The sequence below is a fragment of the Phreatobacter sp. genome, assembly GCF_030691135.1.
Lineage (GTDB): Bacteria > Pseudomonadota > Alphaproteobacteria > Rhizobiales > Phreatobacteraceae > Phreatobacter.
This window is the reverse complement of the sequence record NZ_JAUYFA010000089.1, coordinates 65,355-78,763: the sequence shown is the minus strand read 5'-3', so window position 1 is coordinate 78,763 and position 13,409 is coordinate 65,355. Positions and strand designations below refer to the sequence as shown.

Below are 13,409 nucleotides of genomic sequence, written 5' to 3'. Positions count from 1 at the left end.
GGCTCGGCCGATGTCGACAATGACGGCTATCGCGACGTCATCGTCCAGAATACGGCGAACGGAACCACCTACTACGCTGACATGAACAACGGCGCCTTCGCCGGATGGGGCACGGTGAGCGGCGCGCTCGGCACCCAGTGGCTGGCGGTGGCGTGATTTAACGGAGCAAGTCGTTGACAGGCCCCCCCACGTTTCTTCATTCAGTTGAGGCGTGAGCGCCAGCAACTTACAAATTCTCTTTCGTGTTGTAATCTTTAGCCTATCGAGGCAGCGGCTTAGAGCTGGGTGAGAAAGGCCTATCCGCCAATTGGACAATGGGCCGCGCGGCGCAACTCTCCTGACGGGCATGGTCGTCACCACAGAAGCTTAGCCGTTGAACTTACCCCGCCTATTCTTCATTTCGGCATTTAATCACTGACTTGCAATTGCAATCAAACGCGATAGTTTCAACGGAAGGTTCGTGTAAATACGGGGCGGTCGGATATGTCTGTTACGCGCATCATTGCAACCGTGAGCTCTCCCGGCGTTCTGGGCAACCGGAGGTTTACGGACGGTAACCAGGTTCCTGGGTCTATCGATGCGGATAGCTACGTGACCATCGCCTACACATCCGGAAATTCCATCGGAGTCGACGTCTTTGACCCCTTTACGGGGCGCCACGAGGGAAGCGGTTCTACGTCCACGCAGGGCACCAATTCAACTCTGATAGGACTCCCCCAGGTCGTCATGTATCCTGCCGGGCATTTTTCGGTCGTCTTCGCGCAATCCTCCACGACCATCATCGGGGACATTCCCTTCACAGTCTACAACCTCTATGCGCAGCATTTTGGCCCGACCGGCCTCTCCAGCTCTCCACCTGAGCTCGTCGCCGGCAATTTCCAGGGCAATTATTTCAACCTGCAGGTCGATGCCAATCCATCGGGCGGGTTCAACTGGCTGGCCAACATCGGCTCCGGTGGATCAGTCGTCCTCGGGAACTTTATTCCTGGCCAAGCTGCGCAATTACCAGTGACCGTTAGCAGCAACTCTGACGCCGCCGTTTTGGTCACCCTTGAGAACGGTACGAATATCTACGGCTACAACAGGTCAGATGGCTCCTCCGGCTTCGTGATCGATGTCCCGTCCGTTCCGGTATCGGTTCGCACCTTCGCCGGCGAGCGGATGCAGGACATCGTCGTCCTGCCGAACGGCAATATCGCCGTAGCCACAAGCGACGCCAACACGTTGGCGACGGCCACGCTGCGCATCTATTCGAGCTCCGGCGAGCTTTTGGTGACGAGGCCGACCACGACAGAGAATGTCACCAGCGTGGAACTGGCCGTCAGCGGAAACTACCTCGTGATGTTCCGGTCGGGAACTGGCGGATCAGGGAATAACCCGTCGCTGCTTATCTCGGAGACCGGCATCTATCCGGTGGTCTTCGACTTTCAGGGCAATCAACTCGCCACCGTCGCCGACCCCCTTTACACGGTGTCCGGAGCCTATCGTTTTGCCGAAGTGTCGAGCGGCATCAATGGTGTGATGTGGACGGTTATCGGAAACACCGCGCCGACCACCGGCGACCAGAGCGGCAGCCATGTCGAGCTTCTCCGGCACCAGGTGCGCGTCACGCAACAGGGCGACAATGCGAATGACACGATCTTCGCCGAAACCCAGGTCATCAATGTGATCAATGGCGGCGGCGGCGACGATACAATCTACGGGCAGACCACCCAATTTTCTTACATCACGCCGGACACCCTGTCCGGGGGAGAAGGCAATGACCGCATTTATGCCGGATCCAACGCGGCCGTCATGACCGGTGATATCGGCAACGATATTCTCGGCAGCGGGCAGGGCAACGATGCCATGGACGGCGGTGCGGGGGCTGACGCCGCACTGTGGAGCGGCACCCGCGCCGACTTCCAGATCCGGAGCTTCCTCGGCCTCGACGGGCGCTTCTACACGAGCGTCACCGATAGGAGCATACCCGTCGCAGTCACCGACACGATCGTGAACGTGGAAACGTTCGGCTTCCAGGGCGGCTCCCGCGCCTATGGATATGCCGGGATCCAGCAGAACCTTGTCTCCAACATGGACGGCGCTCGCTATGACGATGTTCTGTTCCAGAACAGCGCCACGGGGCAGGTCGCCTTCGTCAACATGAATGCCGGTGGCGCGGGCAGCTTCACCAACATTCTGGGTTCGCTTCCCGCCGGCTGGCGGCTGGTCGGGAGCGACGACTTCACCGGCGACGGGCGGTCCGAGGCGCTGGTGCAGAATACCGCCAACGGTGCCATCTACACGGTCAACATCGCCTCTGGAGCGCCGGTCTGGGGTGTGGTCAACGCCAACCTGACCAGCGCCTTCCAGGCAATCGCCTCCGGTGACGTCACCCGTGATGGCACCGTCGACGTGCTGGTGCGCGATACCGCTACCGGCGCCACGTATATTGCCGACATGAATGCCGGTGGGACCTTCGGCGGCTGGGTGCTCGGTCCGAACCTCGGCACTGGCTGGCGCACCGTCGGCCTCGGCGATTTCAACCGCGACGGCGGCTCGGATGTTCTGGTCCAGAACATCGCAGACGGCACGACCTACTATCGTGACATGGTCAACAACCAGTGGGGCCTCGTGTCGGGCGCAGTCGGCTCGCAGTGGGTGGCCCGCGAGGCGGCCGACCTCAACGGCGACGGCTATGCCGACGTGGTCTTCCGCAACACCAGCACGTCGGACATCTGGTGGGTCAACATGCTCGGCGGCACCAATGCCAGCTGGAACGTGGTGGCCAACGGGCTCGCCGGCTGGGACGTGCGTGGCTCGGCCGATGTCGACAATGACGGCTGGCGCGACGTCATCATCCAGAACCTGTCCAACGGTACCACCTACTATGCTGACATGAACAACGGCACCTTCGGCGGCTGGGGCACGGTCAGCGGGGCTGTCGGAACGCAGTGGCTGGCCGTCGCATGATCGATACGCGTCTGCGGACGACGTCATGACGCCGAGGAATTTGAACTTCCGGGCTCGGGGCGGGACATCTGCGGTGACTGTTGGCGAAATGCTACCCCCGCTGGATCTGTGACGCCACCAAGTCGCTGGCAACCTTGGAGATTGTGTATGCCCATCGGCCGCGTCGGAACAGATGCCATCATCAACACCACCAGTGACGCCAGCCAGGTCGCCCCCAGCCTCACAACTTTGGCCGATGGCCGCTTCGTCGCGAGTTGGTGGTCTAGCGACCAAGGCGACGGACCTGATGGCTGCATCCGGGCGCGAATCTACAATGACGATGGTACCCCGGCGGGCAGTGATTTCATCGTCAACTCCACCACTGCGGACGTCCAGGTCGACCCCAGCCTGACGGCTTTGGTCGATGGCCGCTTCGTGGTGAGTTGGCAGTCCAACGACACCGGCGACGCGTCTGGTAGTTGCATCCGGGCGCGAATCTACAATGGCGACGGCACCCCCTCGGGCAATGATTTCATCGTCAACACCGTCTCCGCGGCAGACCAAGTCACTCCCAGCCTGACCACTTTGGCCGATGGCAGATTTGTCGCAAGCTGGCAGTCCACCGACACCGGCGATGGCTCGGGCAGCTGCATCCGGGCGCGAATCTACAATGGCGACGGCACCCCGTCGGGTAATGACTTCATTGTGAACAGTACTACGACAGGCGACCAGTTTGATACCAGCGTTGTGGCCTTGGCTAACGGCAGCTTCGTCGCTACGTGGCGGTCCGACGACACTGTTGACGGCTCGGGCACCTGCATCAGGGCGCGGATCTTTAATGGGAATGGAACTCCGTCGGGTCCTGACTTTATCGTTAACTCCACCATTGCCAACAATCAGCTCAACCCCAGCGTCACGGCTTTGGTAGACGGCCGATTCGTGGCGAGTTGGTGGTCGTTCGACACCGGGGACGGATCAGGCAGTTGCGTCCGTGCGCGGGTGTTTAATGCCGACGGCACGCCGGCGGGCGAGGATTTCCTCCTCAACACCACCGCGGCGGCAGATCAATCCGAACCCTGCATAAGGGCTTTGGCCGACGGCCGTTTCGTGGCGAGTTGGGGATCGAACGACGTCGGCGACGGCTCGGGCAACTGCATACGGGCACGAATATACAATAGCGATGGCACCCCGTCGGGTAACGATTTCATCGTCAACACCACCGGCTTGGGCAATCAGTTCGTTCCCAGCCTGACCGCTTTGGCTGATGGCCGCTTCGTAGCGAGTTGGCAGTCCGGCGACGGCGGCGATGGCTCGGGCAGTTGCATCCGCATGCAGATCTTCGACCCCACGGTCTTCAACGGCACCGACGCCGACGAGGAATGGCGCGGCGGCTCTTTCGCTGACAGGATCAATGGCGGCTTGGGGAATGACACCCTCCGCGGCGAGGGGGGGGACGACCTCGTCAACGGCGACAGTGGCAACGACACGCTGTCCGGCGGCGAGGGTAACGACCGCCTCTTCGGCGGCACCGGCAACGACACCGTCTCCGGCGACAATGGCAACGACTGGCTCTATGGGAACGACGGCAATGACAGCCTGTCGGGGGGCGGTGCGAACGACTTCCTCGTCGGCGGAGTTGCGAACGACGGTCTCGATGGCGGTGCCGGCTATGACGGCGCGCTCTTCACTCTGGCGCGGGCGAACTATTATGTCCGCAGCTTCGCCTCGGGCGGGCAAATCTTTACACAGGTAACCGCGGCGTCCGGTACAGACGGCGTGGACACCATGGTCAATGTTGAACTCATGGGTTTCGGGCCGGGCAATCAGGCATTCGGCCTGGCCGGCATCCAGCAAAACCTGGTCTCCAACATGGACGGTTCGTTCTTCGACGACGTGCTGTTTCAGAACAGCGCCACCGGTCAGGTCGCCTTCGTCAACATGACGGCTGGCGCAGCCGGCGGCTTTACCAGCGTCCTGGGTTCGCTGCCCGCCGGCTGGCGCCTCGTCGGCTCCGACGACTTCACTGGCGACGGCCGTTCCGACGCGTTGATTCAGGATACCAGTACCGGATCGATCTATACGGTCAACATAGCCTCGGGTGCACCGGTCTGGGGCGTGGTCAACACGTTGCTGACCAGCGCCTATCAGGCGATTGCCTCGGGCGACGTCACCCGTGATGGCACAGCCGACGTACTGGTCCGCGACAACGGCACCGGACAGACCTTCATCGCCGACCTCAATGCCGGCGGCGCCTTCGGAGGGTGGGTGCTGGGGCCGAACCTCGGAACGGGATGGCGCACCGTCGGACTCGGCGACTTCAACCGTGACGGCGCCTCCGACGTACTGGTGCAGAACATCGCTGACGGCACGACCTATTACCGTGATGTCGTCAACAACCAGTGGGGCACGGTGGCGGGCCCGGCGGGCGCGGCATGGGTGGCCCGCGAGGCCGCCGACCTCAACGGCGACGGCTATGCCGACGTGGTCTTCCGCAACACCAGCACGTCGGACATCTGGTGGGTCAACATGCTCGGCGGCTCCAATGCCGGCTGGGGCGTGGTGGCCAACGGCCTCGCCGGCTGGGACGTCCGGGGCTCGGCCGATGTCGACAATGACGGCTATCGCGACGTCATCGTCCAGAATACGGCGAACGGAACCACCTACTTTGCCGACATGAACGCCGGCACCTTCGGCGGCTGGGGCACGGTGAGCGGCGCGCTCGGCACGCAGTGGCTGGCGGTGGCGTGAGGGCCGCCCTCCGCACGATCTGAAGCGCTTGCTGCAACGCCGTTCCATGCCGATGACGCCGGCGTCTGAAGAAGCCGCCGCAGCGGGTCGGCTGATGCGTGCCGACAGCCCGGGGAGGCATGATCCTCGACTGGCTAACCGACCCCTCTCGACCGGCTCACCGACCCCTCTCGACAAAGTGAAGTCCCGGCGCGCAGAAGCGGGTTGTGCCCCGAGCGGGACGAGGCTCGACTTGGGCCGTAACAGAGACTGACGAATGTCCGGCGAATAAGGGGAGACGGCGTGTGGCGAGGCTGAACATCAATGGCCAGACGGTCGAGGTCGTCGCGGCGGACGACACGCCGCTTCTCTGGGTCCTGCGCGAACAGGCGGGCCTGACCGGGACCAAATACGGCTGCGGCATCGCCGCCTGCGGTGCCTGCACCATTCACATCGACGGCCAGGCGATGCGCTCCTGCGCCTTGCCCCTCAGTGCGGTCACCCCTGAGCAGAAGATCGTCACCATCGAGGGCCTGTCGCCGACCGGTATGCACCCGGTTCAGGTCGCCTGGCGCGACCTCGACGTCCCCCAGTGCGGTTACTGCCAGTCCGGCATGATCATGGCGGCCGCCGCGCTCCTCGCCGAGAAGCCCAACCCGACGGACGCGGACATCGACAATGCGATGACCAACATCTGCCGGTGCGGCACCTACAACCGTGTCCGCGCCGGCATCAAGCAGGCCGCCGCGAACCGCCAGGGCTGAGGGAGGCCGACATGACGCTCATCGAGACCACGACGACCTCCCGCCGCGCCGTCCTCAAGGCCGCCGCCGGCCTGACCGTCGGCTTCTATCTGCCGACCGGCGCCATGGCCCAGCAGCCGGCGCCAGCAGCCACGCCCGAGATCAACGCCTGGGTCGTGATCCGGCCGGACGACACGGTGGTGCTGCGCATGGCCCGCACCGAGATGGGCCAGGGCACACGCACCGGCCTCTGCCAGATGATCGCCGAGGAACTGCACTGCGACTGGTCGAAGATCGTCACCGAATATGTGACCCCCGGACAGTCACTGGCCCGCAACCGCGCCTGGGGCGCCTTCCTCACCGCCGGTAGCCAGGGCATCCGCCAGAGCCAGGACTATGTCCGGCGCGGCGGCGCCACCGCCCGCGTCATGCTGATCCAGGCCGCCGCCGATGCCTGGGGCGTTCCCGCGGCGCAGTGCACGGCAAAGGACAGTGTCGTCACCCATGCCGCCTCCGGCCGCCAGGTCCGCTATGGTCAGGTCGCCGCCGCCGCCGCGCGCCTGTCGCCGCCCGCCAATGTGCCCTTGAAAGACCCCAAGGACTGGACCGTCATCGGCACCTCGGTGAAGCGTCTCGACACCGCCGCCAAGACCACCGGCGCCCTCGTCTACGGCTCCGACCTGAAGATGCCGGGCATGCTGGTGGCGGTGCCGAAGGAATGCCCGGTCTTCGGCGGCAAGGTCGCCACGTTCGATGCCGCCAAGGTCGCCTCCATGCCGGGCGTGCGCCACGTCCTCAAGGTCGGTGATACCGCCGTCGCCGTCGTCGCGGACACGTTCTGGCAGGCCAAGACCGCCCTTGATGCCCTGCCGGTCACCTGGGATTACGGCCCGAACCGTGCGGTCTCGTCCGAGACCATCGCGGCCAGCCTGCGCGAGGGGCTCGAAGCCTCGGAAGCCTTCGTCGGCAACAGCAACGGCGATGCCAGGGCCGCCATCGCCGGCGCCGCACGCAAGGTCGAGGCGGTCTACGCCTATCCCTTCCAGAACCACGCCCCGATGGAGACGATGAACGCCACGGTGGTGTGGACGCCGACGCGCTGCGACGTCTGGTGCCCGACCCAGAACGGCGAGGCGGCGCTGGCGGCGACCGCCCAGGCGGCGGGCCTGCCGCAGACGGCCTGCGACGTCCATCGCGTCGATCTCGGTGGCGGCTTCGGCCGGCGCACCACCCATGACTGGCTCATCCAGGCGGTAACCATCGCCCGGCAGATCCCCGGCGTGCCCATCAAGACGCAGTGGACGCGCGAGGAAGACATGGTGCAGGGGCGCTACCACCCCGTCACCATGTGCAAGCTCACCGGCGGCCTCGACGCCCAGGGCAATGTCGTCGGCCTGCACATGCGCATTTCCGGCCAGTCGATCCTCTCCTACGTCTTCCCCACGGCGCTGCAGAACGGCCGCGACCCCGTGCAGTTCCAGGGGCTCAATGCCGGCGGCAACGAGGGCCAGATCGGCTATGCCTTCCCCAACCTCCTCATCGACCATGCGATGCGGAACACCCATGTGCCGCCGCATTTCTGGCGCGGCGTCAACCACAACCAGAACGCGATCTATCTCGAGTGCTTCCTCGACGAACTCGCCCATGCGGCGGGCCAGGATCCCCTGGCCTTCCGGCGCAAGCTGATGGGCAACCATCCGCGCCACCTCGCCGTGCTGAACGCCGTCGCCGCGCGCATCGGCTGGGACACGCCGCCGCCGGCTGGCATCCATCGCGGCATCGCCCAGCAGATGGGTTTCGGCAGCTTCGTCGCCGCCGCCGCCGAGGTATCGGTCGACACCGCAGGCCGGCTCAAGATCCACCGCATCGTCGCGGCCACGGATTGCGGCATAGCCGTCAACCCGCGCCAGATCGAAATGCAGGTGGAGGGCTCCTTCGTCTATGGCCTGTCGGCCCTGCTCTATGGCGCCTGCACGGTGAAGGACGGGCAGATCGTCGAGACCAATTTCGACAGCTACAACGTCCTGCGCATGGACGAGATGCCGGCGGTCGAGACCATCGTCATGCCCTCCGGCGGGTTCTGGGGCGGTGTCGGCGAGCCGACCATCATGGTCGCGGCGCCGGCCGTTCTGAACGCGATCTTCGCCGCCACCGGAAAACGCCTCCGCACGGTCCCGCTCAAGGACCAGGATCTCAGGCGGGCGTGAGGGCTCTCGTTGCCGCGTTCGCCTTCCTCGGCCTCGCCGGCCCCGCGGCAGGGCAGGAGATCGTCCCCCATGTCGTCGTCGGCGATGCCGTCGCCGCGCCGCTCGGCGGGCATGTCGGCGTCGCCGAGCGCGGGGCCCGGATCGTGCGCAACCGGGAGACGGCGAATTGCCTGATCTGCCACACGGTGCCTGACCGTTCGGAGGCTTTCATGGGCGAGGTCGGACCGCCGCTCGCCGGCGTCGGAAGCCGCCTCACCCCCGGCCAGATCAGGCTGCGGCTGATCGATCCGACCGTGGTGAACGCGGAGGCGGTGATGCCGGCCTACCATCGCATCGCCGGGCTGGCCCATGTCGACGAGCGCTGGCGCGGCCGTCCCGTCCTGTCGGCCCAGGAGATCGAGGATGTCGTCGCCTATCTGTCCGCCCTGAAGGAGTGAACGATGACCGCCCATCCCTCATCGAGACCGGTCCTCCTGACCCGGCGCCATGCCCTCGCCGCGACCGCTGCGACCGCGCTCCTGCCTACGGCCGCGGCGGCCCAGTCGGCATCGCCCGAGAGCTTCGCCGCCGCCCAGCAGGCGATCCTCGCCGGACGCGTGCCAGTGAGTACGGGGCTGTCGCTCGACATGCCGACGCTCTCCGAGAACGGCAATTCCGTCGACCTCGCCATCAAGGTCGACAGCCCGATGAGCGCCGATGACCACGTCGCCCGCATCCACATCCTCGCGGAGAAGAACCCCTTCCCGCGCGTGGCGACCTTCCATATCGGACCGCGCGCCGGCCGCGCCGATGTCGCCACCCGCATCCGCCTCGCTGAGACCCAGACCATCGTCGTCCTGGCCGAGACGAGCAGGGGCCTCGTTCATCGCGACAGCCGCGAGGTGATCGTCATCCTCGGCGCCTGCGTGGACGGAGGCTGAGTCATGGCCAACGCGACCCTTCCTGCCCGCATCACCATGCCGCCGGGGGCCAGGCGCGGCGAGATCATCGAGATCCGCGTGCTCGCCCGCCACCCGATGGAGCGGGCTATCGATGCCCCGGGTCTGAGGCCGGTGCCGCGCAAGATCATCCACACCCTGCGCGTCACCCAGGAGGGGACCGAGATCTTCCGCATAGACCTGTCGACCGGTATCGCCGCCAATCCTTATGTCGCCTTCACCACCCGCGTCATCGAGACCGGCGAGCTCGTCTTTCAGTGGATCGAGGACGGTGGGGCCATCTATGAGCGCCGGCAGGTCCTGACGGTGACATGAAAGGCCTCACCGCCCTTCTGCTGCTCCTCGTCGCCACGGCGCCAGCCGTCGCCGGAGAGGTGCGGGCGCCTGCGACCTTCCTGTCGCCGGACCTGCGCGCCCTGCAGGGCGATCCGTCCCGCCATCCCGGCTGGCTGTGGATCGACACCGGCGAGGCCCTGTGGCGGGCGGCACCGGCCGGCGGGCGCCCCTCCTGCCAGGGGTGCCACGGCGACATCACGGGGATGCGCGGCGTCGCCACACGCTATCCCCAGGTGGCGCAGACCGGCGACCTTCTCAACCTCGAAGGCCGGATCGAGACCTGCCGCAGCAGCCATCAGCAGGCTCCCGCCTTAGGCTACGAGAGCGAGGCGCTGCTGTCGCTGACGGCGGCCGTCGCCCTGCAGTCGCGCAGCTTGCCGGTCTCGGTCGCCACGGACGGGCCGGCGGCGCGCTTCGTCGCGGAGGGCCGCCGCCTCTACACCCTGCGCCAGGGCCAGCTCAATCTGTCCTGCGCCCAATGCCACGACGAGAATGTCGGTCGGCGCCTGCGTGGCGACGTCATTTCCAGCGGGGTCGGCACCGGCTTTCCCGCCTATCGCCTCGAATGGAACACGATGGGCTCGCTGCACCGCCGGCTGCGCGCCTGTTCGCTCGGCGTCCGGGCGACGCAGTTTCCGCTCGGAGCTCCCGAATATCTCGCCCTCGAGCTCTATCTGGCGGCGCGGGCGAAGGGCCTGCCCGTCGAGACCCCGGGCATCCGGCGCTAGGCGCGCGACCGCGGCCCCGTCCGCGTCGCCTCAGGCGAGGGAGCGGGAGGATTCCCTGACCTTGCGCGCCGCCATGTCGATATCCGTCGTCGACCGGGCGATCGTGCCCATCGACCCGGAGATGGCCGTCACGCCTTGGGCGGCAACGCGCATGTTGGACGACATTTCGGCCGTCACCGCGCTCTGCTCCTCGACGGCGGTGGCGATCGCCGTGGCGATCTCGCTGATGGTCGAGATGGTCGCGGCAATCTCGCCGATGGCGCTGACGGCACCCTCGGTCGAGGACTGGACCGAGGCGATCTGGGCACTGATCTCATCGGTGGCCTTGGAGGTCTGGTTGGCGAGGCTCTTCACCTCGGAGGCGACCACCGCGAAGCCTTTGCCGGCCTCGCCGGCACGCGCCGCCTCGATCGTGGCGTTGAGCGCAAGGAGATTGGTCTGGGCGGCGATGTTGTTGATGAGTTGGACCACGTCCCCAATGCGCTGGGCCGCGGCCGAAAGACCGGCAACAATGCCGTTGGTCCTGGCCGCCTGATCGACGGCTGTCATGGAGATTTCGCGCGAGTGGGTCACCTGGCGACTGATCTCGCTCACCGAGGCAGCGAGTTCCTCTGCGCCGGCTGCGACCGCCTGGACGTTGGAACTGGTCTGGGTAGACGCCGCGGCAGCCTCCGTCGCCTCGCGCGTCGCGCTGGTCACAGCTTCGCCGATCGCCTCCAGATCGGTGTCGATCTGCTGCTGGATCTGCGTGCGGCGCTGCCGCTCCTTGATGTCGGCGGTGATGTCGGTGGCGAATTTGACCACCTTGAAGGGCCTGCCGTTCATGTCGAGGATCGGATTGTAGGAGGCCTGGATCCAGATTTCCTTGCCGCCCTTGCCGATGCGCCTGTATTGGGCCGAGAGGAATTCGCCGCGCCCGAGAGCGCTCCAGAAATCCCGGTAGGCCGGACTGTCGCGATCCTCGGGCGGCACGAACATCCGGTGGTGCTGGCCGACAATCTCGTCGAGCCGGTAGCCGACGGCCTTCAGGAAATTCTCGTTGGCCATCCGGATCGTGCCGGCGAGATCGAAGGCGATGACGGCCTGCGCCCGGTTGATCGCGTCAAGCTGGCCTTCAAGGTCGGCGTTCTTCAGCTTCTCCGAGGTCACGTCGATGGCGAATTTGACCACCTTGTAGACCTTGCCCGAAGCGTCGAGCAGCGGATTGTAGGTGGCCTGGATCCAGATCTCTTGGCCGCCCTTGCCGAACCGCTTGAATTCGGCGCTTTTGGACTGGCCGGCGCGCAGGCTGTCCCAGAAGCGGCGGTACTCCGCCCCGTCGCGTTCGCTCGGATCGACGAACATCGCATGATGCTGGCCCTGCACCTCGGCCAGCGAATAGCCTACGGCATCGAGAAAGTTGCGGTTGGCTGTCAGGACCGTCCCATCCGGCTTGAACGCAATGACCGCCTGTGAGCGATCGAGCGCAGCAACGGTGGCCGTGGCATCGCCACTCAACAACGACTTCAACCCGAACATCTGATCCCCTTCAGATTCTTCCGCGCCGAAATTGTCGAAAACTGCTTTAAATATAATTAACACGCCATTTTCCACGAATGATTACTCAATGATTTGATATTCCGTGTCACGGAAGGGCGATTTTTATTCAGAATTGGGCATCGCTTTGTTTGTTTCTGATGATGTATTGACGAAAAGACAGCAAATCGATTGCACAGGCATGATCGACAAACTGCAGATGAATGCATGTCAGCAAGCCAGGATCGATAGATCCTGCTTCCAAATCGGCGCAGGGCGACGCAGCGCCACGGGATCTGGATACCACGAAAATACACATTAAAATGTGGTGATGTGTCCGCTCGGCACCAGATTGACAGCTTTTTGTTGTGCTTTTCATCGCTGCCACGATGCCGGATCGCAAGACCGATCGAGGCCGGGCACGGGAATGGTTTGACCGCGCTATGGCTGGAAAACGCCCCCTCAGGCGGCGAATCGCGGCGTCTCGAACTGCTCGAAGGCGGGGCGGGCCAGCACGTAGCCCTGGATCAGTTCGACGCCGAGATCGCGCAACACGGCGAGTTCGCCCATCGTCTCCACTCCCTCGCAGATGGTGAGGATGCCGAGATCGGAGAGCATCGCCAGCATATGGCGCACCATGATCCGCTTCGCCCGGTCGGTGTCGATGTCACGGACGAGATCCATATCGAGCTTGACGATGTCCGGCTGGAACCGGGCGAGCAGGGTGAGGCCCGCATGGCCGGCGCCGAAATCGTCGATCGCGGTGGCGAAGCCGATATCCTTGTAGGTCCGGACGATGTTGAGCAGATGCGCCGTCTCGATCTTCTCGTTTTCCGTGAACTCGAAGATGATGCGCTCGGGCGCGAACCCGACCCGCTCGGCCGTCGCCAGGGTGAGACGGATGCAGGCGCGCGGCTCATAGACCGCATTCGGCATGAAGTTGATCGACAGGCGCGCTGAGCCCGGCGCTCCGCGACCGGCGAGTTCGATCGCCTTGACGCGGCACTGCTGGTCGAAGGCGTAGCGATTGGTCTCGTCGACGGCGCCGAGAACGGATGCGGCGCCCTCGCCTGCCGGCCCCCGCACGAGGGCTTCGTAAGCGAAGACCGCGCCCGTGGCCGTATTGACGATCGGCTGGAACGCCATCGAAAAGGCGAACGGCAAGGCATTTCCATTGCGGCAGGCAATACAGCTCATGACAACTCGCCCGAAAAGCCAATCGCCTATTCTACAAGTCATCCCTTAATGATTTCCGGCCCGGTCGGCGGCCGGCATAGACGTCGC

Annotated in this window: 11 protein-coding genes; 9 read left to right on the top strand and 2 right to left on the bottom strand. The window is 64.9% G+C overall.

Translation table 11 applies throughout. The features are described 5' to 3' along the window. The 9 genes from Q8O26_RS20775 to soxA all read left to right on the top strand — a co-directional run. Window positions 1–156: FG-GAP-like repeat-containing protein (locus Q8O26_RS20775; RefSeq protein ID WP_371134597.1), on the top strand; the 156-nt coding region annotated here is incomplete at its 5' end. Between the two features lie 435 nt (window positions 157–591). Then, complete coding sequence (locus Q8O26_RS17120) at window positions 592–2,952, top strand: VCBS repeat-containing protein (RefSeq protein WP_305577763.1); 2,361 nt, start codon at window positions 592–594, stop codon at window positions 2,950–2,952. 147 nt (window positions 2,953–3,099) lie between these two features. Further along, window positions 3,100–5,679, top strand: coding sequence for an FG-GAP-like repeat-containing protein (locus tag Q8O26_RS17115; RefSeq protein ID WP_305577761.1), 2,580 nt, complete (start codon window positions 3,100–3,102; stop codon window positions 5,677–5,679). Between the two features lie 284 nt (window positions 5,680–5,963). Next, the gene (locus tag Q8O26_RS17110; protein WP_305577759.1) at window positions 5,964–6,422 is read left to right on the top strand and encodes a (2Fe-2S)-binding protein; all 459 of its coding nucleotides are present in this window, start codon (window positions 5,964–5,966) and stop codon (window positions 6,420–6,422) included. Window positions 6,423–6,433: 11 nt separating this feature from the next. Further along, entirely contained in the window at window positions 6,434–8,608 is a 2,175-nt protein-coding gene (locus tag Q8O26_RS17105; RefSeq protein WP_305577757.1) for a molybdopterin cofactor-binding domain-containing protein, read from the top strand. Then, the gene (gene soxX, locus Q8O26_RS17100; RefSeq protein ID WP_305577756.1) at window positions 8,605–9,045 is read left to right on the top strand and encodes a sulfur oxidation c-type cytochrome SoxX; all 441 of its coding nucleotides are present in this window, start codon (window positions 8,605–8,607) and stop codon (window positions 9,043–9,045) included. Before Q8O26_RS17105 ends, soxX begins: the two co-directional genes overlap by 4 nt. A gap of 3 nt (window positions 9,046–9,048) precedes the next feature. Next, window positions 9,049–9,528, top strand: a complete 480-nt coding sequence (locus Q8O26_RS17095; protein ID WP_305577754.1) for a thiosulfate oxidation carrier protein SoxY — start codon at window positions 9,049–9,051, stop codon at window positions 9,526–9,528. A gap of 3 nt (window positions 9,529–9,531) precedes the next feature. Further along, a complete protein-coding gene (locus tag Q8O26_RS17090) occupies window positions 9,532–9,861 on the top strand; it encodes a thiosulfate oxidation carrier complex protein SoxZ (protein ID WP_305577752.1) in 330 nt (109 codons plus the stop codon). Then, on the top strand, window positions 9,858–10,610 hold the full coding sequence (gene soxA, locus Q8O26_RS17085; protein ID WP_305577750.1) for a sulfur oxidation c-type cytochrome SoxA: 753 nt from the start codon (window positions 9,858–9,860) through the stop codon (window positions 10,608–10,610). The genes Q8O26_RS17090 and soxA overlap by 4 nt, the downstream gene beginning before the upstream one ends. Before the next feature lie 30 nt (window positions 10,611–10,640). Here the strand turns inward: soxA and Q8O26_RS17080 are convergent, their stop codons facing one another. Together Q8O26_RS17080 and Q8O26_RS17075 are read right to left on the bottom strand one after the other, a co-directional pair. After that, window positions 10,641–12,128 carry a PAS domain-containing methyl-accepting chemotaxis protein gene (locus Q8O26_RS17080; protein ID WP_305577748.1) on the bottom strand — a complete coding sequence of 496 codons (1,488 nt, stop codon included), beginning with the start codon at window positions 12,126–12,128 and terminating at the stop codon, window positions 10,641–10,643. A 459-nt stretch (window positions 12,129–12,587) separates the two neighbouring features. After that, window positions 12,588–13,289: an EAL domain-containing protein gene (locus Q8O26_RS17075; RefSeq protein ID WP_371134596.1), complete on the bottom strand. Its 702-nt coding sequence runs from the start codon at window positions 13,287–13,289 to the stop codon at window positions 12,588–12,590. Between the last annotated feature and the right edge of the window lie 120 nt (window positions 13,290–13,409).

Excerpts from the sequence above, each read along its gene's own strand:
- Q8O26_RS17115 (WP_305577761.1), top strand. The coding sequence starts at position 3,100 with ATGCCCATCGGCCGCGTCGGAACAGATGCCATCATCAACACCACCAGT.
- Q8O26_RS17105 (WP_305577757.1), top strand. The coding sequence starts at position 6,434 with ATGACGCTCATCGAGACCACGACGACCTCCCGCCGCGCCGTCCTCAAG.
- Q8O26_RS17095 (WP_305577754.1), top strand. The coding sequence starts at position 9,049 with ATGACCGCCCATCCCTCATCGAGACCGGTCCTCCTGACCCGGCGCCAT.
- Q8O26_RS17090 (WP_305577752.1), top strand. The coding sequence starts at position 9,532 with ATGGCCAACGCGACCCTTCCTGCCCGCATCACCATGCCGCCGGGGGCC.
- soxA (WP_305577750.1), top strand. The coding sequence starts at position 9,858 with ATGAAAGGCCTCACCGCCCTTCTGCTGCTCCTCGTCGCCACGGCGCCA.
- Q8O26_RS17080 (WP_305577748.1), bottom strand. The coding sequence starts at position 12,128 with ATGTTCGGGTTGAAGTCGTTGTTGAGTGGCGATGCCACGGCCACCGTT.